General features: G+C 34.1%; 23 protein-coding genes and 1 tRNA gene. 9 read left to right on the forward strand and 15 right to left on the reverse strand.

What is annotated here, in order from left to right; all coding sequences use genetic code 11:
• Nucleotides 1-366, reverse strand: a complete 366-nt coding sequence (locus HN014_RS06590; protein WP_176028091.1) for a DoxX family protein — start codon at nt 364-366, stop codon at nt 1-3.
• An 8-nt stretch (nt 367-374) separates the two neighbouring features.
• Complete coding sequence (locus HN014_RS06595) at nt 375-1,217, reverse strand: hypothetical protein (RefSeq protein ID WP_176028092.1); 843 nt, start codon at nt 1,215-1,217, stop codon at nt 375-377.
• Between the two features lie 186 nt (nt 1,218-1,403).
• Between HN014_RS06595 and HN014_RS06600 the strand changes: the two genes are divergently transcribed.
• From HN014_RS06600 to HN014_RS06635, 8 genes are all read left to right on the forward strand, one after another.
• Nucleotides 1,404-2,051: a thymidine kinase gene (locus HN014_RS06600; RefSeq protein ID WP_176028093.1), complete on the forward strand. Its 648-nt coding sequence runs from the start codon at nt 1,404-1,406 to the stop codon at nt 2,049-2,051.
• Nucleotides 2,044-3,156 carry an alanine racemase gene (alr, locus tag HN014_RS06605; protein ID WP_176028094.1) on the forward strand — a complete coding sequence of 371 codons (1,113 nt, stop codon included), beginning with the start codon at nt 2,044-2,046 and terminating at the stop codon, nt 3,154-3,156. Before HN014_RS06600 ends, alr begins: the two co-directional genes overlap by 8 nt.
• 100 nt (nt 3,157-3,256) lie before the next feature.
• Entirely contained in the window at nt 3,257-3,673 is a 417-nt protein-coding gene (mscL, locus tag HN014_RS06610) for a large conductance mechanosensitive channel protein MscL (RefSeq protein WP_176028095.1), read from the forward strand.
• A gap of 260 nt (nt 3,674-3,933) precedes the next feature.
• Complete coding sequence (locus HN014_RS06615) at nt 3,934-4,926, forward strand: aspartate-semialdehyde dehydrogenase (RefSeq protein WP_176028096.1); 993 nt, start codon at nt 3,934-3,936, stop codon at nt 4,924-4,926.
• A 158-nt stretch (nt 4,927-5,084) separates the two neighbouring features.
• A complete protein-coding gene (locus tag HN014_RS06620; protein WP_176028097.1) occupies nt 5,085-5,456 on the forward strand; it encodes a DoxX family membrane protein in 372 nt (123 codons plus the stop codon).
• A gap of 189 nt (nt 5,457-5,645) precedes the next feature.
• Nucleotides 5,646-7,814, forward strand: a complete 2,169-nt coding sequence (locus tag HN014_RS06625) for a prolyl oligopeptidase family protein (RefSeq protein ID WP_176028098.1) — start codon at nt 5,646-5,648, stop codon at nt 7,812-7,814.
• A 97-nt stretch (nt 7,815-7,911) separates the two neighbouring features.
• Nucleotides 7,912-8,886: an ABC transporter ATP-binding protein gene (locus HN014_RS06630; protein WP_176028099.1), complete on the forward strand. Its 975-nt coding sequence runs from the start codon at nt 7,912-7,914 to the stop codon at nt 8,884-8,886.
• 544 nt (nt 8,887-9,430) lie between these two features.
• Nucleotides 9,431-9,586, forward strand: coding sequence for a hypothetical protein (locus HN014_RS06635; RefSeq protein WP_176028100.1), 156 nt, complete (start codon nt 9,431-9,433; stop codon nt 9,584-9,586).
• 65 nt (nt 9,587-9,651) lie between these two features.
• Here HN014_RS06635 and HN014_RS06640 read toward each other — a convergent pair whose 3' ends face one another.
• From HN014_RS06640 to HN014_RS06660, 5 genes are all read right to left on the reverse strand, one after another.
• Nucleotides 9,652-10,413, reverse strand: a complete 762-nt coding sequence (locus tag HN014_RS06640) for a UDP-2,3-diacylglucosamine diphosphatase (RefSeq protein WP_176028101.1) — start codon at nt 10,411-10,413, stop codon at nt 9,652-9,654.
• A gap of 244 nt (nt 10,414-10,657) precedes the next feature.
• Entirely contained in the window at nt 10,658-10,795 is a 138-nt protein-coding gene (locus HN014_RS06645) for a hypothetical protein (RefSeq protein ID WP_176028102.1), read from the reverse strand.
• A gap of 344 nt (nt 10,796-11,139) precedes the next feature.
• Nucleotides 11,140-11,592 carry a 6-carboxytetrahydropterin synthase gene (locus HN014_RS06650; protein ID WP_176028103.1) on the reverse strand — a complete coding sequence of 151 codons (453 nt, stop codon included), beginning with the start codon at nt 11,590-11,592 and terminating at the stop codon, nt 11,140-11,142.
• Between the two features lie 137 nt (nt 11,593-11,729).
• Complete coding sequence (locus HN014_RS06655; protein WP_176028104.1) at nt 11,730-12,500, reverse strand: enoyl-CoA hydratase/isomerase family protein; 771 nt, start codon at nt 12,498-12,500, stop codon at nt 11,730-11,732.
• Between the two features lie 31 nt (nt 12,501-12,531).
• Nucleotides 12,532-13,857, reverse strand: a complete 1,326-nt coding sequence (locus HN014_RS06660) for an MATE family efflux transporter (protein ID WP_176028105.1) — start codon at nt 13,855-13,857, stop codon at nt 12,532-12,534.
• A gap of 211 nt (nt 13,858-14,068) precedes the next feature.
• Between HN014_RS06660 and HN014_RS06665 the strand changes: the two genes are divergently transcribed.
• A tRNA-Ala gene (locus HN014_RS06665) sits at nt 14,069-14,142 on the forward strand.
• Nucleotides 14,143-14,253: 111 nt separating this feature from the next.
• Here HN014_RS06665 and HN014_RS06670 read toward each other — a convergent pair.
• The 8 genes from HN014_RS06670 to HN014_RS06705 all read right to left on the reverse strand — a co-directional run bounded on the left by HN014_RS06670 (nt 14,254) and on the right by HN014_RS06705 (nt 24,304).
• Nucleotides 14,254-14,808, reverse strand: a complete 555-nt coding sequence (locus tag HN014_RS06670; protein WP_176028106.1) for a hypothetical protein — start codon at nt 14,806-14,808, stop codon at nt 14,254-14,256.
• 126 nt (nt 14,809-14,934) lie between these two features.
• Nucleotides 14,935-15,174 (reverse strand): hypothetical protein, encoded by a 240-nt coding sequence (locus tag HN014_RS06675; protein ID WP_176028107.1) that lies wholly within the window; start codon nt 15,172-15,174, stop codon nt 14,935-14,937.
• Between the two features lie 698 nt (nt 15,175-15,872).
• On the reverse strand, nt 15,873-16,448 hold the full coding sequence (locus HN014_RS06680; RefSeq protein ID WP_176028108.1) for a type 1 periplasmic binding fold superfamily protein: 576 nt from the start codon (nt 16,446-16,448) through the stop codon (nt 15,873-15,875).
• Nucleotides 16,449-16,460: 12 nt separating this feature from the next.
• A complete protein-coding gene (locus tag HN014_RS06685; protein WP_176028109.1) occupies nt 16,461-18,851 on the reverse strand; it encodes a TonB-dependent receptor in 2,391 nt (796 codons plus the stop codon).
• A gap of 64 nt (nt 18,852-18,915) precedes the next feature.
• On the reverse strand, nt 18,916-19,203 hold the full coding sequence (locus HN014_RS06690; protein WP_176028110.1) for a hypothetical protein: 288 nt from the start codon (nt 19,201-19,203) through the stop codon (nt 18,916-18,918).
• Nucleotides 19,204-19,263: 60 nt separating this feature from the next.
• Nucleotides 19,264-20,109, reverse strand: a complete 846-nt coding sequence (locus HN014_RS06695) for a S9 family peptidase (RefSeq protein ID WP_176028111.1) — start codon at nt 20,107-20,109, stop codon at nt 19,264-19,266.
• The gene (locus tag HN014_RS06700; RefSeq protein WP_176028112.1) at nt 20,106-22,841 is read right to left on the reverse strand and encodes a PD-(D/E)XK nuclease family protein; all 2,736 of its coding nucleotides are present in this window, start codon (nt 22,839-22,841) and stop codon (nt 20,106-20,108) included. Before HN014_RS06700 ends, HN014_RS06695 begins: the two co-directional genes overlap by 4 nt.
• A 71-nt stretch (nt 22,842-22,912) precedes the next feature.
• Complete coding sequence (locus tag HN014_RS06705; RefSeq protein WP_176028113.1) at nt 22,913-24,304, reverse strand: OmpA family protein; 1,392 nt, start codon at nt 24,302-24,304, stop codon at nt 22,913-22,915.
• Nucleotides 24,305-24,383 lie beyond the last annotated feature (79 nt).

Raw genomic sequence — 24,383 nt, forward strand, 5'->3', positions numbered from 1 at the left:
TTACGGTCTAACTTTTTTTCCTGTCACATAGGAAACTACAAAAATAACAAGTGCGTATACTGACAATCCTATAGGATGCGCTGCTTTGTGATGTGCTACACTTGCCAGTACTAAATCCAAGAAGATTCCTGCATACGCCCATTCTTTTAACCACTTTATTTTATTGATTAGAATCACTGCAACACCTGTAATTTTTAAAATCGCCAGAGGGATTACCAAATAATCCGGGTAGTGAAAGCTTCTAAAAAAACCTTCTACCATCTCTGTCTTTCTAAAATACATCTGAGCAGAAAATAACATAATACCACTCAGAAGCAGTGTCGCAATCCAGTAAATGATTTTTAGATATGTACTGTTTTTATGCATGCCATTGTTTAATATTCGTACCTACTGGTAACTATCTCCATAAATCGCTGTTCATATTCTTCTTTCCCTTCCCAATTATTATAATCGGGTTTCACCATATTATCGATAAATTGTCTTGCACCGTTTTTTGTATGTAGTGTATTTAATTGAGATAGTACTCTGTTATAATCTGTAGAACTTCCTTCAAAAAGATGCTTTATAAAAGCCAGTCGATCATTTAACCCTATATGAATTCCCCTTTTTAATTGATCGTTTAATGAGGGTTGTTTGTCTTCATCGGGAGCTACAGCTGCTACTGATTCCAGATCAGGAGTTGTAAATGCCTTGTCATTTTTTTTATAGTCATCCTCTTTTTCTTCCAAAGAAATAACTTCTTCCTGCTTATCTGAAACGGGAACAAAAAGATCTTCTGTAACTCTGGCATTTATTTTCTCAATTACAATCTCTGGTCTCTCGTCTTTTACCTCATTAACGATTTCTTCCTCTTTTTGAGGGAGATCAGGCTTTTCAATAGGAGATACATCTTCCAATTCGAATAATGTTTCTGCCTTCTCCTCTTCTTTTTCTTCTTCTTCTTCGATAGTCAGGATTGGTGTCTGTAGCGGAGGTTTCTCTTCTACAATTTTTTCTTCTGTTATTGTCTGTTCAATGCTTTTTTCAGCCAGTACCTCCCGTATCTGTCCTATGGTTGGTTGTGGACCGGAAAAATGATGCTCTGCAAAGGACAATATGGTCAATTTCTCGTACAATTGTCTTGCTTCTTCCTGAAGCTGAATCAAATCCGACTTTCCTTTTAATTGCAATACCCGATGTGCGATACTTATTAATTCTGCTTCCAATTTCTTTTTCATCCTTGACTATTCATTTTTAACGCCCCTATTTTTATTGATTGTATTCTCACACTCCTCTCTTGTATAATTTGGAAGTGTTTCATAACTTTCTATAGAATACTGCTAATCCTAGTTGATTTTTAATAAATTTACCTCGTCTTTAAAACAAAGAAAGGGATTTCTCTAATTGACGCTGAAAAATACAAAATGTTTCTTGAAAATACAGTAAATCATAAAGAGCAATTTGGGTGGATTGAAGTTATCTGTGGTTCAATGTTCTCTGGTAAGACAGAAGAACTTATCCGCAGGCTAAAACGTGCCCAGTTTGCAAAACAAAAAGTAGAAATTTTCAAACCATCTGTAGATCGCAGATATGATGATGAAATGGTAGTTTCTCATGATGCTAATGAAATTCGTTCTACTCCTGTACCTGCTGCTGCCAATATTCGTATTCTGGCTGATACTTGCGATGTTATCGGTATTGATGAGGCACAATTCTTTGACGATGAAATCATCTCCGTATGTAATGACCTGGCTAATAAAGGAATTCGGGTAATTGTTGCAGGTCTAGATATGGATTTTAAAGGCAATCCCTTTGGTCCTATGCCTGCATTAATGGCTACTGCAGAATATGTAACAAAAGTACATGCTGTATGTACCCGTACCGGAAATCTTGCTCAATATAGCTATCGAAAATCTAAAAAAGATGATTTAGTCGTCCTTGGAGAAACCGAAGAATATGAACCTTTGAGCAGGGCCGCTTATTACAAAGCGATGCTTAAAGACAAGGTGCATGAAATGCCCGTTAACGACCCCAAAATAGTATCCAAAAAAGAAGATAAAACTGATGAGTAACTTCAAAGAGACCGTACTAGAAATTAATCTAGCTCATCTTTCTCATAATTTTAAGTATTTAAAAAGTAAATTACACCCCGAAGTCAAATTCCTTTCTGTAGTGAAAGCTTCTGGATATGGTAGTGATGTTGTTCCATTGGCTAAACACCTGGAGAAACTCGGTACGGATTATTTTGCTGTAGCATATGTATCAGAAGGAATTGTCCTGAGAAATGCAGGGATAACCACTCCTATCTTGGTATTACACCCGCAACCTGTAAATTTTGCTGCCTGTATAGAATACCGATTAGAACCCAATATCTATAGCAAAAGAATCCTTGAGTGCTTTACCGAAGCTGCGCACTCACATAATGTACAGGAATATCCAATTCATATAAAATTCAACACCGGGCTTAATCGCCTTGGATTTATTGCTGATGACATAGCGTATATCGTACAACAACTGAACACTCATAAGGTTCTTTCTGTACAATCTATTTTATCTCATTTAGCAGCTAGTGAAGATCATAAAGAACGGGATTTCACGCGACAACAAATTGAGCTATTCAAAAAAATAACTGCTACCTTTTCTGCTACACTTGGGTATACTCCTATCGTACACCAATGCAATACATCTGGTATTCTAAATTATCCTGATGCTCATTTCTCAATGGTCAGATCAGGAATTGGTTTATATGGATACGGAAATGATACCACTTATGACGTCAATCTCAAACCTGTAGCCACACTCAAATCGGTTATCTCTCAAATACATGAATTAGCTCCCGGAGAAACACTTGGTTATAACAGAGCTTTTAAAGCGACAAAAAAAACAATTACTGCAACCATTCCTATTGGGCATGCAGATGGTATCAGCAGACAATATGGTATGAGAAAAGGATTTGTTCTGGTGCATGGAAAACGTGCCTATATTACCGGAAATGTGTGTATGGATATGCTAATGATTGATATTACCGACATCCCCTGTAAAGAAGGAGATGAGGTGATTTTTTTTGATGCACATACCGGAGCCAATAATATGGCTGAGCATGCTGGCACTATTTCTTACGAGCTACTTACCGCAATTGCACCACGGGTAAAACGTAAAGTCATCGATGAAATTTGATTTTCATCGATTTGAAAACCCCTTTTTTTAATTTTTAATGATTTTAAGCCCATCTTTTTTCTGTATATTAGAGCTTCACTAACTTCTAAAATTAAAAAAAATGGGATTTTTTAAAGATTTTAAATCTTTCTTATTGAAAGGTGATATCGTAAATCTTGCCACTGCTGTAGTTATTGGAGGAGCCTTTAATAAAATTGTAGGTTCAGCTGTAGCAGATGTGATCATGCCAATTGTAGGAGTTCTTTCCGGAGGAACGGACTTTACACAAAAATTCATAGCACTGGATGGTAATGATTATGAAAATCTGGCTGCCGCTAAAGAAGCTGGCGCTGCAATTATCACTTATGGAAATCTGATCCAGGCAATTATTAACTTTATTATTGTAGGTCTTTTTATTTTTCTTGTCTTAAAAGCATATGAAAAATCTAAAAAGAAAGAAGAGGAAGCACCAGCTGCTCCTGCAGGACCTACACAAGAAGAATTATTGACAGAAATCAGAGATTTGCTTAAAAAATAATAAGTTCTTTTTGTAACAAGAAATACATTATAGCTACCGCTATACTATATATTCTAACCATTAAACCGCTCTTTTATCAGAGCGGTTCTTTTTTACAACTTGTTATATATATAACAGATTATATAAATTTTGATATTTTACGAAGAATCACTTGGATAATTAGAAATATTCCAGACATTTGTATGGAAATCAATGACAATAACCTTTAGGGATTCAGAAACCAACAATGAATTCCTTTGAAATTTATAAAATAATATATTATGAGAGTAGCTGTAGTAGGAGCCACTGGCTTAGTCGGAACAGTAATGCTAGAAGTCCTAGCAGAGAGAAACTTTCCTATAACAGAATTGATTCCTGTCGCTTCAGAGAGATCAGTAGGAAAAAAACTTTCTTACAAAGGGACAGAGTATAGTGTTGTAGGTCTTGAAACAGCAGTAGAAATGAAACCGGACTTAGCGTTATTTTCTGCCGGAGGAAGTACTTCTTTAGAATGGGCTCCAAAATTCGCAGAAGCAGGAACAACAGTTGTAGATAATTCTTCTGCATGGAGAATGGATCCTACTAAAAAACTTGTAGTTCCGGAGATCAATGCTACTTCCCTAACAAAAGAAGACAAAATTATCGCCAACCCAAATTGCTCAACAATTCAGATGGTTCTCGCACTTGGTCCACTACACGAGCAATATAAAATCAAGCGTGTTATTGTTTCTACATATCAATCTATTACAGGAACTGGAGTAAAAGCGGTTCAACAATTAGAAAACGAATATGTTGGAGAAAAAGGAGAAATGGCATATCCATATCCTATCCATAGAAATGCCATTCCACATTGCGATGTTTTTGAAGCAAACGGATATACCAAAGAAGAAATGAAATTGGTTAATGAAACGCAGAAAATCCTTGATGATCGAACTATTGCCGTTACTGCTACTGCTATTAGAATTCCTGTAGTTGGAGGTCATAGTGAAAGTGTTAACCTAGAATTCGAAAAAGAATACACAGAAACAGATGTTAGAAAAATTCTAAGTGACACCTCGGGGGTAACGGTTCAAGACAACCCGGATACCAATACCTACCCTATGCCTATTTATGCAGAAGGGAAGAATGACGTTTTTGTAGGAAGAATACGAAGAGATCATTCCAGAGAGAATGCATTAAACATGTGGATTGTAGCTGACAACCTAAGAAAAGGAGCTGCTACAAATGCTGTACAGATCGGAGAATATCTGGTACAGGAAAAACTAATCGGATAATTCCTTATCCTTTTTTAGAAAAAATAATTTACTATTATATTGACCTCTTCCTATTTGAAAACAGGAAGAGGTTTTCTTTTTTTACGAACACTCTTCCTTGTAAGGTTTTTATGTTTATACACTCTAATACAGTATATTAATCATAAAATCACAATGTAATGAATATCAAAATAACTTTAGGTTTAAGAATTTTATTAGGAATATTACTCCTTGTATTCGGTAGTAATAAATTCATTGGGTTTCTTCCCAATTTTGAATTTGCTAACCCAGAAGCAGGAGTTTTTTTTGGAGCATTAGCCAATAGTTATGTACTAAAAACAGTAGCACTAACAGAGATCATCGCTGGAATTTTATTACTGATCAATAAATCTGTTCCTTTTGCGCTACTTCTTATAGTTCCTATCTCTATTAATATTGTTTTATTTCATATCACACTAGACCCTGCTAATATTGCACCAGCTATTGTTGTGTTTGCTCTTAATGCTTATTTAATTTACAGAAAATGGGACCATTACAAAGGGTTGTTCTAATACAATCCTCATAAAAACCTGATAGCTCTCATTTGATGAAAATAACGGTTACTAAACCCCAAAGTAACATGATAAGAAGCTCATTTTCTTATTAATTCATTAAAGAGAGCTTTCTTTTTTTATAATTATTTTATGAAATCATCTTCCTACTTTTAATAGATTTGTGTCAAACGAAAAACAAATTTTCTTATGAAAAAAGCTGTTTTCGCATTATCTATCGTTACTCTCATGATAGGATGCAAAAATGAAACAAAACAAGAAACTGCTAAAATTCAACGTACATTGAACTATCCCGAAACTAAAAAAGCAGATACAGTAGACACATACTTCGGTGTAGCGGTAAAAGACCCCTACAGATGGCTAGAAGATGATCGAAGCAAAGAAACAGAAGACTGGGTAAAGTCACAAAACAAGGTAACCTTCTCTTATTTAGACAGTATCCCTTTTAAAAACGAATTAAAAGATCGTTTGTCTTCTTTATGGAATTATGAAAAAGTAAGTGCACCTTTCAAAGAAGGAGAATACACGTATTTCTATAAAAATGACGGCTTACAAAATCAAAGTGTTTTATACCGTTTCAAAAAAGAAGGGGATGAACCGGAAGTCTTCTTAGATCCTAATAAATTTAGTGAAGATGGAACTACTTCTCTCGGGGGGCTTAGTTTTTCTAAAAATGGAAAAATATTAGCCTATTCTATCTCTGAAGGAGGAAGTGACTGGAGAAAAGTAATTATCAAAAATGTAGAAACCAAAGAAATAATAGAAGACACTCTTATCGATATTAAGTTTTCAGGGCTTTCATGGAAAGGAAATGAAGGATTTTACTATTCCAGTTATGACAAACCTAAAGGAAGTGAGCTTTCTGCCAAGACCGATCAGCATAAACTTTACTACCATAAATTGGGGACTGCTCAAAAAGATGACGAGTTAATTTACGGAGGAACTCCAGAAGAAAAACATCGATATGTAGGTGGAAATGTAACAGATGATGATCGCTATCTAATTATTTACGCTAAAGTTTCTACTTCTGGAAACAAACTATTCTTAAAAGATCTATCTAAAAAAGACAGCAAGTTAATTACGATCTTAGATCATACTGACAGTGACAGTTTTGTTATTGAAAATGATAAATCAAAATTATTTATCGTTACTAACCTTGACGCTCCTAACAAAAAAATCGTCACTACTGATGCCAGCAAGCCTACTCCTGATACCTGGAAAGATTTTATTCCTGAAACAGAAAATGTATTATCCTCAAGTACTGGTGGAGGATACTTCTTTGCTGAATATATGGTTGATGCTGTCTCCAAAGTACAACAATACGACTACAACGGAAAGTTAGTTCGGGAGATCAAACTTCCTGGAATAGGAAGTGCCGGTGGTTTTGGAGCTAAAAAAGAAGAAAAAGAATTGTACTATTCTTTTACTAACTATGTAACCCCAGGAAGCATCTATAAATACACTATTGAAGATGGGACTTCTGAACTTTATAAAAAACCTAAGATAGATTTCGCTTCTGATAACTACGAAAGTAAGCAGGTTTTTTATACTTCTAAAGACGGGACAAAGGTTCCGATGATTATCACCCATAAAAAAGGACTAGAGCTAAATGGTAAAAACCCGACAATATTATATGGGTATGGTGGATTTAACGTCAGTCTGACTCCTTCTTTTAATATTGCTAATGCAGTATGGATGGAGCAAGGAGGTATATACGCTGTACCAAACCTCAGAGGAGGAGGAGAGTACGGAAAAAAATGGCATGATGCAGGGACTAAGAAGCAAAAACAAAATGTATTTGATGATTTCATTGCTGCTGCTGAATACCTGATTAACAATAAATACACCTCAAGTGATTACTTAGCAATCCGAGGAGGTTCTAATGGAGGATTATTAGTAGGGGCGACTATGACACAGCGCCCGGATCTAATGAAAGTAGCACTTCCTGCCGTAGGAGTTCTAGATATGTTGCGTTATCACACATTCACTGCCGGAGCAGGATGGGCATATGATTATGGTACTGCTGAGGACAACAAGGAAATGTTTGAATACTTAAAAAAATATTCTCCAGTGCATAATGTAAAAGAAGGAGTAGAATATCCTGCTACACTGGTTACGACAGGGGATCATGATGACAGAGTTGTTCCTGCACACTCTTTTAAGTTTGCTGCAGAACTACAAGACAAGCAAACGGGAAGCAACCCAACCTTGATCAGAATCGAAACCAATGCAGGGCACGGAGCAGGAACTCCGGTTTCTAAAACTATCGAGCAATATGCCGATATCTTTGGTTTTACACTATACAACATGGGGTATAATGTACTTCCAGAAAAAGTTACTAAAGAAGTAAAAGGGTAAACACCTTAACTTTATCATAAAAAATCCGCTTATTAAAAAAGCGGATTTTTTTTACCCTTATTTTTCAAAAAAAAAGACAAGTTCAATATCTTTGAATATGCTAAAAGTCCAGAATATTTCTTTCGCGTATCAAACGGCTCCTGTTATCAAGAATGTTAGTTTTACCATCAACAAAGGACAACATATTGCTTTGGTTGGGGCAAGTGGATGTGGGAAGAGTACTCTACTCAAAATTATTTATGGCCTTCTTCAGGTTACTGAGGGGAGGTTATACTGGGACGATAATGAAATTTTAGGCCCTAACTATCATCTGGTTCCGGGAGAGGAATATATGAAATATCTCTCACAGGGATTTGAACTAACTGCATATCGGACAGTATCAGAAAACATCGGACAATACCTCTCAAATTTTGAACCTGAATTAAAAAAAGGACGTGTTAAAGAATTATTAGAAATTGTAGAATTAGAGGAATTTGCAGCAACAAAAGTAGAAAACTTAAGCGGAGGACAAAAACAACGTGTCGCATTGGCTAGAGCCTTAGCTAAAAAACCTGAATTATTATTACTGGATGAGCCTTTTGGGAATATCGACAATTTCAGAAGAAGCTCTCTGCGCAGAAACCTATTTAATTATCTGAAAAGAAATAAAATTACCAGTATTACAGCCACCCATGATAAAACAGATATTCTTTCTTTTACAGATGAGACTATTGTAATACAAAAAGGAGAGGTCATCGCTCATAAAAACACAATTGAACTATACCGACATCCAAAAAATCTATACATAGCATCACTTTTTGGAGAGATTAACAACATTGTAATTTCTGACCTTATCACTTCAGCTGATCATTCATCTGCATTAGTATACCCCCACGAAATAACAATAGTTTCTAAATCCTCTATTAGTGTTCTGGTGAGAAAATCTTATTTCAAAGGCAATCACTTCCTTATAGAATCTGTATTAAATGGCACTTCTATTTTATTTATAGAGCACCATACCTTTCTTCCTCCTGGAGAAAAAATATACATTACAATCCCTGAGGATCTTCTTTTATCCAGAGCAGCTACTTAAACTCCTCATTTCTTTTTTAAAACAATTCAAAAGTGTATTCCCTCGACAATCTCTTGCACTGTTGTATTCCCGTAATATTAATTAATACAATACTTTTATATATTTCTTTAACTAGTTAAAGATTTTTCTGACTATTTATTAAGAATTTTACTTTCCAATTCTGAAAAAAACAGAAAAAAATTAAAATTATTTATACGACTCTCTAAATTAAAATCACGTAATAATGAAAGTAACTCTTAAAACCATTCTTTCTATTATTTGTAATATTCTATGTTTTGAATTTCATAAAAAGAAAACAAAACTCAATTACACATATAGTGAAAGTTTCTTATCTATATTCGTCAGCGCTTCCTTTGCCAAAAAAACAGCGCTACTTATATGTACTTCTTTTTCACTTAATTAAAAGAACTTATACCCCATAACAAGTTACTATTTTATATAATGTTTATCTAATAATGCATTAGGAAACATTAGAATACGTGTATACTCCTAAATAAACTTACTTCCTAAAAAGAGTATTAATCACTTATTTAATATACACAAAATGAAATACTATAAAAAAAGAACCAGAGTATTAAAAAACCACAAAAGATACGATGATGAAATAACGATAAAACTATTTCCTGCACAGGGAAGAGAAGTCTCTCCTGAAGAGACCAGAAAATTTATGAAAAGAGATAAATATTACAGAAGCATATAATATCCCATATAATTTTTTTAACACAACTCACTCCCCCTTTTATATAGAGATATGGTAAGAGGGGGTTATTCTTTTTCGAAGGTCTTTAAGATCATTTCTTTCCCATCAAAAACTCCATAGGTATAATAATGGATCCAATCCCCTAGATTTGTATATTTTGAAGTTTCGTTCAGTGCTATTTCCATAGGCAAATGCCGGTGACCAAATACAAAATGATCCCTGTGTTTTGTTTCTAGCTTTCGTTTGCAATACTGTACTAACCACTCGTTTTCTTCTCCCAAAAATACGACATCTTCATCTCCTGATATCAATTTATTTTTTACAGATAAATATTGTCCCAAACGAACTCCAATATCCGGATGAAGCCATCTAAAAAGCCATTTGGAAAACGAATTTGTAAAAACTTTTTTCATTCTTTTATACCCGAGATCTCCTGGGCCTAGACCATCTCCATGTCCTACTAAAAATGTACTATTGTTAAACGTGAATTCCTTAGGAGAATGATATACTGGAATGTTTAATTCTTGTTCGAAATAATCGTCCATCCAAAGGTCGTGATTTCCTACAAAGAAGTACACAGGAATTCCTGCGTCTGTTATTTCGGCTAATTTCCCTAAAGTTCTTGTGAATCCCTTAGGTACTACCGTTTTATATTCAAACCAAAAATCGAATAAGTCTCCCAGTAAAAAAATAGCTGCAGCATCTTCCTTTACCTGGTCTAACCATCTGACAAATTTCTGTTCTCTTGGAAAACTTTTCTTATTGGTCGGAGCCCCTAAGTGGTTATCACTAGCGAAATAAACTTTTTTCCCTTCAGGAAGATTCATAGTACCTATTTATTGGGGTAAAGATATAAATAATTCTAAGGTTAATCTCACTATTGGCAGTATATTCCCTTCTTCATAAAAGTGTTTTCAGAAAAAAACAAAACATCTCTTTTTGAACTAAACAAAAATCCAAATACAAGTATGTATTTGTTCGACATGAATATTTTGCTTAATTAGAAAAAAGAGATGTTTCTCGTCGTGTGTAATAAAATGTAAGTACTACAAGTGGTCTGTACTTTTTTGGTTATTCTTCTTTAAAAGAAAATGAGTCGTAGTTCTTGTTTACTTTTATTCCTTGTGCAGAAAAAAGCTTAACTACTGTTTCTTCATAAGAATACAATTCTTCATTTAGCAATGTTAATTTCTCATCGTAATTTTCCATGGTTAGTGATTTGTGTTATACATAAGTCGCTACAAAACAAATCTAAGCTGTAAAAGAAAAGATACAAAACCGTACTAACACTATTTTTATATGAGAGGATAAGAAATCATTATCATTTTTTTAGGGGGTATTCATATTATCAAACGTCATAGTAATGGATTACAACACATAAACCACTACTTATCAGTTGCTTAGAATCATTTTAATTAGTTTTATTTTATCTTTTTTTTATAAAAAAATAACATAAAAGCCCGAAAACAGTACAAAAACCACACTTTTTTAACATTAAAAAGTCATCTTTATACCTATCACTATAACATTTCTTTAGCAACTATATAGAGAATCTATACATTATCACTGGCAAACCACTCTGCATAAGAGGTTTCTGTTTCTTTAAGTTTCAATGAATGTAATGAAATTCCTTTTGGCAATCTGGTCTTTATTTTTTTTGCAAAATCAATTACCATATTTTCACTGGTAGGTTGATAATCTACTAAAATTACATTATGACCACGAGTTTTTAGTTCATTTGCCAATTCTAAATGCGGCGTATTTTTATTAAAAACAGTCGCATGATCAAAAACATCTTCAATTTCTTCCTTTACTATTTTCTTTAAATCTCCAAAGTCAATTACCATTCCCAGTTTTGTATGTGTTTTATCTGTAATTGGGCTCCCAATCACAGTAACACTTAATTTATAACTGTGTCCATGTACATTTTTACATTTTCCGTCATACCCATACAGTGCATGACCTGTCTCAAAAGAAAATTGTTTGGTAATTCGAATCTTACTCATATATTATTCCTAACTACTTTTTTGCAAAGTTAATGAAGATTATCTTCTCTTTTTACGATTTACTATGTAAATCACAACTAGTGCAATTCCTAAGATTAAAAACAGTCCGTTACCTCCTAAAAAATTCAATATTTCCATCAATTCTTTTTAAATTTTTGCAATGCATTTTTAGTGAATGCTGACAATACCAATTCTCCTGAAATTGCTGCTCTTTCTACTAATAAATCATCCCATTCCTCTGTTCCTTTCCAAAGGATTTTTTTTATTTCTTTTATACTCGCCGGGTTATAATTTGCCATTTTTTCTGTAAACAATTCTAACTCCTTATCTAATTCGCTTATATTTTCAAAAACTCTTGCATACAACCCTTGTTCTTTTGCCCAGTACGCATTTTTCCACTGAGTAGGGTCCAACGCTAATTCTCCAAATGCTGTTGTTCCAATTTTTCTGGAAACTGCCGGTTCAATTACAAAAGGACCAATACCAATCGCCAGTTCACTCAGTTTAATAGATGCTGCTTCTGTTGCCAATGAATAATCACATGCAGCCACAAGTCCTACTCCTCCTCCTACAACTTTTCCTTGTACTCTTCCTATAATGAGCTTAGAGCATTTTCTCATAGCATTTAACACCTTAGCGAAGCCTGAGAAAAAAACAGTTCCTTCTTCTATATTTTTTATGGCTAATAACTCATCAAATGACGCCCCGGCACAAAATGCTTTTTCTCCTTCGGATTTCAGTACAATTACAGAGACTTCTTCGTTTACTGACAGTTCGTTTATCGCACGCTCTAATCGATCTAATAAAACTGAAGGAAAAGAATTACTGCTTGGGTGGCCAAATTCTATATGCGCGATCTTTCCTTCTATTTTTGTATATAAACTACCGTCTTTTCTGTTGGTTGTCATAATCTATTAGGTTTTGTTAAAAGTACTCTTTTTATGCAAGAGGAAGAAACTTCTTCCGGAATTTAATAACTAAGGCTATTGCTCTGAATAACACCCAAACAATAAATGCGATCCAAACACCATAAAGCTTAAAATCTAAACGATCACATATATATAATGTTGGCAAAAAAGCAAAAAAAGTAGCTCCAAATAATACATTTCTCAGATATTTCATTTCACCAAGTCCTTTGAACATACCATCAAAAACAAAAGCGATCCCTCCAATTGGTTGTGTAATTAATACAATAAAAAAGATACTGTTGAAAATCAACAAAACATCTTCTTCACTAATAAATAATTCCCCTATTTTACTATAGAAAAGCCCTCCTAAAATCGCGAGAAAAATACTTACTCCTACCCCGTATAGTGTAACTTTCTTACTTAAGGCTACTAAAGAAGCATATTGTTTTGCTCCTAAAAGTTTTCCACTCAAAATATTCCCTGCAGCTCCATACCCATCAATAAAAAATGCTGTAAACAACCAGATATTCATAGAAATTGTAAACGCGGCTATATATTCATCTCCGTAGCTAGTAGCTCTGGCATTTGCAAAATAAATTGCTGTATTTAATGCTATGGATCTCACAAAAAGATTCAAACTCATAGAAATCAGTCGTTTCAATTCTTTGTTTAATGGGAAACGCAATCGCAGACTCACATCTGTTTTAAACAACAGAAAAAAGAATGCCATAACAGCCATCAGAATCTGAGATATAAGACTTGCCCATGCTGCTCCTCTTAATAACATTGGCTCAAGAATACCATCTATTCCATATACAAGAATAAAATCCAGCACAATATTAGTGACTGCTCCAGTAATAGCAATTACCATAGGCCAAAAGGTATTTTGAAGTCCTCTGAAGATTCCAAAAATAGCAAATGTAAAAAGGGTTAAAGGAAACCCCCACACCCGAATATTATAATACGTTACACTGTATTCCAACACTAAACCAGTAGCATTATATAGCTCGAAAATCTCTTCTACAAAAAACACAGTAGATAGCAATACGATCAAGCTCAAACTCACATTAAAAAAGATCGCCTGAGCAGGAAGGGTTTCTACTTCTTTAATTTTTCCAGCTCCCAAATACTGAGAAATAATTGCAGATATGGCACTTCTTGTTTGCCCTAAAACCCAAATCAAAGCTGATAAAAAAGATCCCACAATACCAACTGCAGCCAAAGACTCTTTTCCATGAACCGGAATATTCCCTACAATTGCCGTATCTGTTATTGATAATAAAGGTTCTGCAATACCAGCTATAATAGCAGGAATTGCTAATTGATTTATTTTCCGGAAACTAATTTCTGTATTCACGAGCAAACACTTAAATATGTAAGGGTATTAATGTTTTTTCTTTGTATTGTATATAGCAGCACAAAATAACAACTTTATTTTCTTTCCTTACAAACAGTTTTGATAGACTTTCTTTATATTATGGAAGAAGTAAAAAATACATTGGGACGAATCCTATTCGGGCTCTTTCTTTTTTCTAAATTAAAAAAATAGTATTTTTGATGCTTATTCTGGGGCATTAGCTCAGCTGGCTAGAGCGCTACGCTGGCAGCGTAGAGGTCATCGGTTCGACTCCGATATGCTCCACTTAACAACCCTCTTCTATTTAGGATATAGAAGAGGGTTGTTTATTTGGCATTTTACTAGCTATATAGCATCCTTTTATAACAAGGAAAAAATTAACTACCTGTTTGTCCTTTATTTTATTTCATTTAATCTAACAAATTCTTTTTTTTCTGGAACCCCATAAATTAACATATGATCTTCGTTTATTTCTGCAACTGGAAACATCCATTGTTTGTTATTTTCTTTCCAATAATAAACAACAAAATAAGTTTTGTCTATTTTTTCTAACCTGTAGCGTTTACAGCTTTCTTTTCCTCTAATTTTTTCAACTTCACTCGAACACATTAACCCACTTAACTTTATTTCATTAGATGGTCTAGTAAATGAGGAAGAATAAAAATGATGAAATCGCTTTTTTCTGAATTTCGCCACAGAATAATTAATTTGTGTTGGTATTAGTTTTTTATACCTCCACGTTACCATTTTATTTTCTGATTTTTCTTCATCAAAAACTGTGTAATAAAACTCCAGTGTTAAACTATCCTTCACAAGGTAATTATAACGTATTTCCTTTTTTCCTATTCCTTGTTTAATCATCCGATTAACCGTATCCACTCTTATTGTATGTTCACTATATAAGCTATCAAAACTATACGTTTTCAATTTCTTTTCTGTAAGATGAATCATTGAACACACGGGTATTGTGTATGTATCATCATCTACAATGAGCACCCATTTCCCTATAAACGACTGACTATAAATCTGAAAAAAACAAAAAAAGGAAGCTACAAGGAAAATACTTTTTTTCATAAATCACCTAGTATAAAACTCATCCAAAAACAAACCATTATAAAATGTAAAATCTCCTAAAGCTATCCACTCTTTACTAATATTCGGGATGGTTTTAAATAGTAGATTCTCTGGAAATTCATCAATACTTAACTCTTCTTTCAAAAAACATGAAATATCATCTATAATAGGTGAATACATTTCTTTTTCAAGATCAACATTCCTAAACATTTTAGGCGCTTTTCGTTTTAAATAGAATTTCATAAAAGTAATTTTGTTTTGAACGAAATTACTATTTAAGTACTTTAGAAAAGCTCAATAATAACCTTTTTTACTGCAACTATAGAATTTTCCAATTCACACCTTTCAATTATAGATTGAATAAAAAAGACTTTAAATACTTATAAGATAAAAAGAGGTCAAAAAAGAAGAACATATAATTTTAATTATCGAAACGGAGATTCCTATTTTGTAGGTATATAAAAAAACAACCCTCAGGTTAACTACTCCTGAGGGTCTGAATTGAAACTTAATTATATTTAACACAAACTCAACTTATATATAATTATGAACGTTTCAACTTTGCTATATCTTTGTTTTTCCTTTTTTCTAAATATGCCCCAAATATAAGAGCTATTATTCTATTATCTATCTATCTCCTATAGAAATTTTAACATTTAACACCACTATAACATTAAATAAACAAAAAAAATATAAAATACTAAAGAACAATCCTTTAAAGCTCTTAAAAAAGACTAAATATTGCCTTTTTGTTCTTATAATACGGTTATAACTCATATATATAACGCCCCTCCCTTAATGCATTGTATAACCTATATTTGAAAATACTAACAAACAAAAATCGTGCCAATATTCGTGTTTTTTAATTTCACACAAATATATAGCACGACTTTTTAAATTCTTATGACAATAGTCAGTAATAAAAGACTATCTTTTTTGTATTATTCTACTACTTTGATACTAAAAGCTTGCGCTATATCAGTTTCTCCACCTGCGTCTGTAACTGTCCCATTGTTAGGCTTTTTTGGCTCATGTTTTAATGTAGCCGTAAATGTTCCTTCTGCGGCTGCAGTTGTCTTAACTACAAATTTTAATCCTACAGGGTCTTCTCCTCCGTTAGTAATATAATCTGATTCTTTATCATTATAAGTTACCGTTATTCCTAACTTGTCCTCAACCTCGTAAAAGAATTGATGTGCATCTGCTTCTTCTTCGATTTCTTCATTAATATTTTCTGCAGGAGTTTCTGTCTCATTTAGCAGAACTACTGTACCAGCATATTCTGTATTTGCTTTAAGATCTCCAGATACTGTTATTACCGGCTCCTTAGGTCCGTCTCCTCCATCTTCATCTTTTACTTGCAGAGTAACAGTCTCTGGACCATTTTGCAATGTTATTGTCATGGTAGTAATTACTTCTTCTTCATTAATTGGCGCTGGATTGTCATCATCATTAGAGCAAGATGTTAGTAAAATTGATCCAATTGCCATTGCTGATAAAAATTTACGTGTGTTCATTTTGATAAATATTTAATAATTGATAATAAGGCGCAACAGGAAATTTCGTCCTAAATCGTCCGAAAAGTACCGTTGCCGATTCATGTAATTTCTATAATTCGTATTAAGGACATTATTAACTGTAAGTCCCATTTTTAATAAATTGTGTTCCCCTAGAGGAAATTCCATTTCCATATCGGCCTGTAATAGGTGATACGCAGGAGGAGGGGTGTTAATTTCTAATTCGACATTTTCATTTTGCCTCAAAGAATAGACCTCAATATTTGCCGGATATTCATTCTGTTCGAAAAAATATTGACTTTCTAAAGAAGCTTTAAACCCTTTCCACTTTTTATTTTGATAAATAATTGCATTATTAATATTTGGTGCCGGCATATTAATCAGAGGAACATCATTTTTTGTTTCTTTTCCTTTTACTAAAGAAAAATTATGTGTTGTCTGCCAGTTCTGATGCCAATTGGCATATATCTTAGCATCTACCCCTAATAGCCTGGCGTCTGCCTGTCTATACCCCCATACCGGGAAAGCTCCCCTAATCGTAAGCTCTACTCCTTCTGGCTCCAGTAGTATATAATTATTAATATAGTTCGCATAAGGAGCAATTTCCCATCCCCAATTTTTATAATCTCTTTCTATCGACAAAGAAAATTTATGTGCCATTTCCTGATCCATTCTCAAATCTCCCAATTCTATTCTTGCTGCCGAGTGATGTAATCCATCACTAAACAACTCTGATGGGTTAGGAGCTCGTTGCCCTAACGCATAATTAAATCGTAACTCATATGCATCTTTATAGGTGTATTGCACCCCAACTGTTGCAGAAATACTATGATAATCAAAAACCGGATTTGTTAGAATCTGTGTTCCAAAGTCTTCTAAAACAATATCTGAGAAATCACGATCATATCCACGTTCTTCCCATCTGCTTTTTAAATAAAACTTCTTGGCATCTATCCTATTAAAATCATATCGAACCCCGGCATCAATGATCGCTTCACTACTAATATCGTATTCTCCTGTAAAAAATATTCCTGCATCGTATTTTTCATAGTCCGGGATTAACCTTCTTACCTGTGTAGAAGGGTCTGCAAAGTTTTCCTGATACCTCAATAATACCCCTGCATTCCATGAGTAATCATATTTTGCATCGTATTTAAAATCAGAAGTAATTGTATGAGTTGTCAATTCCAGATCAATACTCGGTATTTCATCAAGATCGTCAGAGCGTCGAATATCAAATTCCATACGATGATTTTTTTGAAAATCATATTGCATGGTCCACTTTCCTAATTCTTCGTACCGTTTAAAAAATCGCAACCTCCCCAAATGATGTGTTACATCTTGTTTTGGGTTTTTTATATCATAGGTAAAATCTCTTATTATAGATGGTTCCCTGCTATTAATCGCATCAATAAGATCGTCTACATTTCCAATATGTGAACTGGCCAGCACCCCAATTTCATTATTATAAAATGAATAAAAAGCATCCCATCCATAAGAAAATTTATTCATTCCTATCGACAGAGAGCCTCCTTTTTCAAAAACGCCTGTATTTGATAGTATATAGTCTGGAGCTTCGACATCTCCAAATCTTTTTAGGGTTCCCTGCGCCTTAATAAAAAATCCACTTTCATAACCTTTTATCATCTTAGTAGATAACGAACCTCCTCTTCCATTAGTTGCACCGGTAGCAATTGTTTTTCCATACAATGTATCTTTTGAAGCTACTTTTTCCGGTTCTACGATAATGACACCTCCTATTGCATCTCCTCCATATTGAAGTGCAGAAGCTCCTTTTACCACTGTTATTTTACCTGCTGTATTAACATCCACATTGGGAGCATGTTCATCTCCCCATTCCATATCCTGCATTCGCACGCCGTTATTCATCAGCAATACTCTACTTCCATTAAGTCCTTGTATTACGGGCTTAACAATTGTAGATCCTGTATTTAAAGAAGAAACCCCTGTAATCTTTCGCAAGGCGTCTCCTAAAGCTCCACTACTATTTTCTTCGAGAACTGAAGAACCAAGCGTTTCCTCCTGTGACGAATTTGTTTTCTTTTTTTCTCCTGTTATTTCTACTTCATCTAATTCATTAAGGTGGTGCTCCAAATAAAAAGTATGTGAAGCTATTTCCGAAACATCCAGTGTCACCACCTTTGTTTCACATTTTTCATGAGATACAGTAAAAGCATAAGAAACTTCGCATAGTCCTTCTATCGTATACTGCCCCGTTTCATCCGTTTGAATTGAGCGATCATTAAATCGTATTATTGCTCCTTTTAAGGCTTCCCCATCGTGAAAGTCAATTACATATCCGGTAATTGATTTATTACAATCCTGAGCTATTAATTGCCCAATCCCTAAAAGAAACACAAGTATCCAAGTGTATCTTTTCATTATAAAATAATAAGTATCAGTGTGTTTTATAAAAAACACCAAGAAAAATAAATGCTCTAAATGATTACGCTACAGGCGGCGCTTTATTGTGTAGTTTACTGAATGTAATTGTTTTAACAGTAGTATTTAACGATATATATACTGCTGACTCTGCAGGAATATCTATTGTTTCTGGTACAGATACTTCTTCTACTAAAACAAAAAAATCATTATGATTTTGCCCGGAAACATATTCACATACCATACAATCCGAATCATCACTCGCATGATCCAAGACGTGTAATTCCCCAAGTTGCATCGCTCCGAACAGCAATAACAATAGGGAGGTTATGATATGTTTATGTACATTCATGGTGGCAAATAAACAAAAAAAATATTAGTTTTTTAACTATTTATAATAATTACTCCTCGGTTAATTGCAAAAATCAATAGTTTTTTGTACTACTGTTTTCATGTCTTTTGGCAACTCCCGATCCGTCCAGGGGTGCTGTGCTCCAAAAACATGATTAGCACCTTCTAATATGTATAAATTACTTTTCGAATTTAATGAATGTAAGAACGCTGCTTCCTGAACTGCAACAGTCGTATCCGAGTCTCCGTGGATGATCAAATAAGGCACTTCGAGTTTTTTAACTGCTTTTGCGATGTCTAACCGCTCTTTGTTTTCTACAAAATTTGTATAAAACTGATAAAAATGTGGCATTTTTTGCCTGGTTCGACCATTTTCTATATACATAACTCCTTCTTTCTCCCAATCAGAAAGCTGAGCTCCTATTGGAAATCGTTTTTCATAATCCGAAACCCCAGCCCAGGTAACCAACCTTGAAACTCTTCTGTCTACAGCTGCTGTCAACGCTGCAATTCCTCCTCCTCTCGAATGACCTATAACCGTAATATTATCCGTCATTACATGTTCCTTATATTCAAACTCCTTAGAAACAACCCAATTTAGCACCTGATCCAAATCATCCATTTCCTTGGTATAATTATTATCCCCAAAAGCCTTTAAATCAGGAAAATCGACAGGCTGATCAATAGTACCTCCATTGAATGAGAAATTAAATTTTATAAAGAAAAAACCTCGATTAGCAAAAGCTTCTCCTACTAAATTCCATGCCCCCCAATCCTTAAATCCTTTGTAGCCATGGCAAAATATTACTACTGGTTTTTGAATTTCGGATGTAGAAAAACAGACATCTGCCACAATGGGTCTTCCATGTTTTCCAGGCAGTACTATATTTTTATTCTGGTGTATCATACTTCTTTTTCTATAAAAGGTCGTTTCGTATCAAAAATTTCTACGATTAATTTTTTTAATTGAGTCAAATATGCGAGAAACGTATCCTCTGTGATCTCTATATTTGCTTTTCCTCTTGGTGTTTCTTTTTTTCCAAATGACAAAAAGCCTTCTTTCAGGTTTTTAAAAGAAATAATTCCTCCCTGCATTGTTTCTACACTCCCCATTTCTTTAAAATACATATACGCATAAGCTAGTACCTGAATTATTTTACTATTCTTAAAGTCTTCCGTCAAGACCTCCCAATCTAATAAAACAACGTCATTCTTGACAACTTTACCTGTCTTGTAATCAATAATACGCAACATCCCATCCAACTCATCAATTCGATCCACCTTTCCCTTGATAAACACAGGAAAATCCAGTTCATCTATTTCGACTTTTGCTTTTAAGTTACTCTCGATATGACAAATTTTAAGCTTTCTTCCTTGTTCCAGCATTTTCTTCTCTGATTGCAGGAAATTATATACATACCGCTTAGCTACCTGATAGATTAAAAAGTTCTTTCCTCTTTTTATATCCAGACTGGAATATACTTTTTTAAACTCAGAAGTAACTTCCTGATCGATTATATCCATCATTTTTTTGACATCAGTAACTGTAAGAAATTTTCCTTCAAAGGGTTTGTAAAAATTCTCTAATGTATTATGAATGACTGTTCCTAGGGTATTAGCTGCAATTGTCTCTTCTACTTCTTCCTTTTCTTTAATTCCTAAAACATATTTGTAATAAAAATCTATTGGATTTCGAATGTAGGATGTCAGAGCAGATGGAGATAATCCATACGAGGCAAGTTTTTGTAATCTGCCTATCACTGTTTCTGTTTTTTCTACCGTTAGTAATGCTGTTTGTATCTTTGGAACTTCTGAAGAAATCAGTTGCTTTTTTATATGATGTGCTGGTCTTCTGTCTTTATCAAGCTGTCTTAAAAACCTACTTTTTTCTCCTCCGCCAACACCATCATTTTCTGTATTATATAACAGATAAATATTTTTAGCTCTTTGTATTAACCGATAAAAATGATACGTATAAATAGCATCCTTTTCTTTATAGGTAGGTAAATCAAATGCTTTTTTTAAATCATAAGGTATAAATGAATTAGTACTTTTACCTGCCGGTAGCACCCCTTCATTTACAGATGTAATAATCACTGTTTCAAAATCCAGGCATCTGGACTCCAACATCCCCATTAACTGCAATCCTCTAAAAGGTTCTCCTCTAAAATCCAGCGTATCTGTCGTCAGTATATCTTTATAAAACTGATGAAGAGACTGTATGGTATTTAGATATGTATATGAATCATTCAGAATAGTTAACTTATTAAAGATTGTATAGAAATGATAAATGTATTCGAGCTCTAATGCATTTCGCTCTCTGTCTAAATTTTGTTTTAACTGTTTTATTAATTGTTGACAAATCAACAAAGCCGATCGAGTATCTTTCCAACCGGAATACAATAGTTTTAAAGCTGTTTTTTTTTCTTGCTCTATTTTATCCTCTATTTGATCATAGGCAACAAATACCATATTCTCTTTAGAAACCACTTCTATAACCTTGCTGGCTGTATCTCCCAACAACCAATAGGAAGCGGGATTATTCAGGAGTTCTAATAAGGATTTATAATAAACTCCTTGTGGGTTGGATACTTTATGAATTGCAAACAACAATTCGAAAAAAGAAGCAATAGGAGTTTCTTTTAGAGGCATCCCCATTGTAATATTCAAAGAGTTAATTGTTTCCGGCAATGCATTAAGAACCGGTAACAGCAAACTTTCATCCGCTAAAACAACCGCGGTATTCTCCATCTCCTCTACTGGAATTGTCGTCAGTAGTTCTCCTACGTATTTTGCCTGCCCTACATTTTTGGGAGCACCAATTATTTTTATGTTTTTTTCCTTCGAAAATTTATCAGTAATCCATTCAAAAGGTGCTTCTTTATAAAAACTCCAATTTTTCTGATATCCACGTAAGAACAAAGATGCTTCATGATATTTATTTTCCATAAAGAAACAGTCTGCATCCCAGAATACTCGTGCTTTCTCACTTTCTAAAAGTTCTTGAATAATTGTTTGCTCTGCATTATTTAATGCATTAAACCCTACAAAAACATGGTTCCTTTCTGTTGTGCTTTTATAGGTTTGAATATTTTCAGAAGCTCTTCTATACAATAATCCCTGATACCCTACTCCTTTGCGAATTAACGCATCTCTAAATGCTATATAATAGTCTAATAAACACTCCCAAAAACTGATGTAGTTTTTTATTAACTGTGTTTTTTCTTCTTGTAAATACCAATGATTAATATCCTGTATTCCCGACAGGTAAGAAAAAAAGCTAACATAATCTACACAGTATCTATCAATCTCATTAAAATCATAGATTAATGTTTGTGCCCAACCACAAAAAGTATCCAGGTTTTCTTTTTCTAACGTAGTATGTGTATGCAAATATGCATCATAGAATTCGAAGAGTGTTTCTGTATTGTCGATTTGTCTCAATCCTGATAATTCCTCTATAAATTCTTCTATACTAATAATCTCAGGCGCAAATACTGTTTTGTCTTTATACAATGCTAAAAGTTCTTTTTTCAAGAACAATCCCGCTCGCTTACTTGGTACAATAAAAGACACTTCGCTTATATCTTTTTCTGTATCCTTTATATCCAGTAATACTTCTTCTAAAAAACTTTTCACTTTATAAAAATAAAAAACGCTCCGATTAGATCGGAGCGTTTTCGCTTATAATTTTCAGTTATTGAATCTCCTTATTTTACTAAGTTGATTTCAACACGTCTGTTTTGTTTTCTACCAGCTCTTGTCGCGTTAGTAGCGATTGGCTTTTCTTCTCCATACCCTTTAGCTGATAATCTAGACTGATCGATTCCGTTGTTTACTAAGAAATCTTTTACAGAATTTGCTCTAGACTCAGATAATCTTTGGTTTGTAGTAGCTCTACCTTGAGAATCAGTGTGTCCTTCGATAGAGAAGTTTGCACTTGGGTATTCTTTAAGGATCTTGATGATATCTTGAAGAACATTGAAAGACTCAGACTTGATACTTGATTTTCCAGTATCGAATAAGATAGTCTTAGCGTATTCGTTAAGAGTAGCCTGTACTTCTTCAGTTACTTCTGGACATCCGTTGTTTGCAACAGTTCCAGGAACATCAGGACAGTTATCATCTTTATCTAATACTCCGTCATTATCTTTATCTTGGTAAGGACATCCGTTGTTTGCAGCAGGACCTGCTTCGTTTGGACAACCATCTTTACCATCAGTGATTCCATCACCGTCAGCATCAGGACATCCGTTAAGGCTAGCTAAACCAGAAACTGTAGGACAGTCATCTTTAGGATCTGGAACTCCGTCACCGTCAGTATCAGGACATCCGTTGAACTCAGCTGTACCAGCAACATCTGGACAGTCATCTTTTCCATCAACGATTCCGTCACCGTCAGTATCAGGACATCCGTTGAACTCAGCTAAACCAGGAACTTCTGGACACTCATCATCTTTGTCATATACTCCGTCACCATCAGTATCTTTACCTCCGAATGCGAAAGTAAGACCTGCAGAGTGCTGGAAGTGTGTAGGAGGATAGTTGCTTACCTCATAGTCTTCTAATACGTGCTTATAAGTAGACTGTACGTTTAATGCTAAATTTTCTGTTAACCAGAAGTTGATCCCTAAAGATCCGTTTACAGTTCCTACTCCTATTTCATCTATCCAAGTGTATCCACCACCTACACCTAAGTAAGGATCGAACCACTTAGCTTTTAAAGCATCTTTGAAGCTATAAGAGAATCTACCATCTAATGCATAGTAAGATAAATCATCTACACTTTGATCTTCTCCATTAAGTTCTCCCCAGTTGCTAATTTTATTAACTGATCCTTCAGCAGTAAAACTAAAACCACTTCCTATGTATCTTCCTACGGATAATTTAGACACTGATGGAAGAATATTCCAGTGGTCATTAGCATTAAAATATTCGTCAAAGATTTCACCTTGTACAGGTAAATCTCCTCCTGTAGGAAAGATGTCGACAGCATTAACGCCAATCGATACTGCCCAAGGGTTGTTTTGATCTTGTGCATTCGTTGTACTTAAGCCAAGTACTAACAACGAAGCCACTAAAAATCTGCTAAGATGTTTCATATTCAATAATTTAATTTTTACGTGTTAATTAGAGCAAATGTAATATGTTAAAAACTATTGTCAAAGACAAAACTAATAA

Source organism: Aquimarina sp. TRL1 (genome assembly GCF_013365535.1).
GTDB classification, from domain to species: Bacteria; Bacteroidota; Bacteroidia; order Flavobacteriales; family Flavobacteriaceae; genus Aquimarina; species Aquimarina hainanensis.

Bases quoted from the DNA above. Each gene is read 5' to 3' on its own strand.
- HN014_RS06655 (WP_176028104.1), bottom strand. From the start codon at position 12,500: ATGACAACCAACAGAAAAGACGGTAGTTTATATACAAAAATAGAAGGA.
- HN014_RS06615 (WP_176028096.1), top strand. From the start codon at position 3,934: ATGAGAGTAGCTGTAGTAGGAGCCACTGGCTTAGTCGGAACAGTAATG.
- HN014_RS06630 (WP_176028099.1), top strand. From the start codon at position 7,912: ATGCTAAAAGTCCAGAATATTTCTTTCGCGTATCAAACGGCTCCTGTT.
- HN014_RS06705 (WP_176028113.1), bottom strand. From the start codon at position 24,304: ATGAAACATCTTAGCAGATTTTTAGTGGCTTCGTTGTTAGTACTTGGC.
- HN014_RS06645 (WP_176028102.1), bottom strand. From the start codon at position 10,795: ATGGAAAATTACGATGAGAAATTAACATTGCTAAATGAAGAATTGTAT.
- alr (WP_176028094.1), top strand. From the start codon at position 2,044: ATGAGTAACTTCAAAGAGACCGTACTAGAAATTAATCTAGCTCATCTT.
- HN014_RS06670 (WP_176028106.1), bottom strand. From the start codon at position 14,808: ATGATTCATCTTACAGAAAAGAAATTGAAAACGTATAGTTTTGATAGC.
- HN014_RS06620 (WP_176028097.1), top strand. From the start codon at position 5,085: ATGAATATCAAAATAACTTTAGGTTTAAGAATTTTATTAGGAATATTA.
- HN014_RS06680 (WP_176028108.1), bottom strand. From the start codon at position 16,448: ATGAACACACGTAAATTTTTATCAGCAATGGCAATTGGATCAATTTTA.
- HN014_RS06690 (WP_176028110.1), bottom strand. From the start codon at position 19,203: ATGAATGTACATAAACATATCATAACCTCCCTATTGTTATTGCTGTTC.
- mscL (WP_176028095.1), top strand. From the start codon at position 3,257: ATGGGATTTTTTAAAGATTTTAAATCTTTCTTATTGAAAGGTGATATC.
- HN014_RS06675 (WP_176028107.1), bottom strand. From the start codon at position 15,174: ATGAAATTCTATTTAAAACGAAAAGCGCCTAAAATGTTTAGGAATGTT.
- HN014_RS06640 (WP_176028101.1), bottom strand. From the start codon at position 10,413: ATGAATCTTCCTGAAGGGAAAAAAGTTTATTTCGCTAGTGATAACCAC.
- HN014_RS06595 (WP_176028092.1), bottom strand. From the start codon at position 1,217: ATGAAAAAGAAATTGGAAGCAGAATTAATAAGTATCGCACATCGGGTA.
- HN014_RS06685 (WP_176028109.1), bottom strand. From the start codon at position 18,851: ATGAAAAGATACACTTGGATACTTGTGTTTCTTTTAGGGATTGGGCAA.
- HN014_RS06650 (WP_176028103.1), bottom strand. From the start codon at position 11,592: ATGAGTAAGATTCGAATTACCAAACAATTTTCTTTTGAGACAGGTCAT.
- HN014_RS06695 (WP_176028111.1), bottom strand. From the start codon at position 20,109: ATGATACACCAGAATAAAAATATAGTACTGCCTGGAAAACATGGAAGA.
- HN014_RS06600 (WP_176028093.1), top strand. From the start codon at position 1,404: ATGTTTCTTGAAAATACAGTAAATCATAAAGAGCAATTTGGGTGGATT.
- HN014_RS06635 (WP_176028100.1), top strand. From the start codon at position 9,431: ATGAAATACTATAAAAAAAGAACCAGAGTATTAAAAAACCACAAAAGA.
- HN014_RS06625 (WP_176028098.1), top strand. From the start codon at position 5,646: ATGAAAAAAGCTGTTTTCGCATTATCTATCGTTACTCTCATGATAGGA.
- HN014_RS06590 (WP_176028091.1), bottom strand. From the start codon at position 366: ATGCATAAAAACAGTACATATCTAAAAATCATTTACTGGATTGCGACA.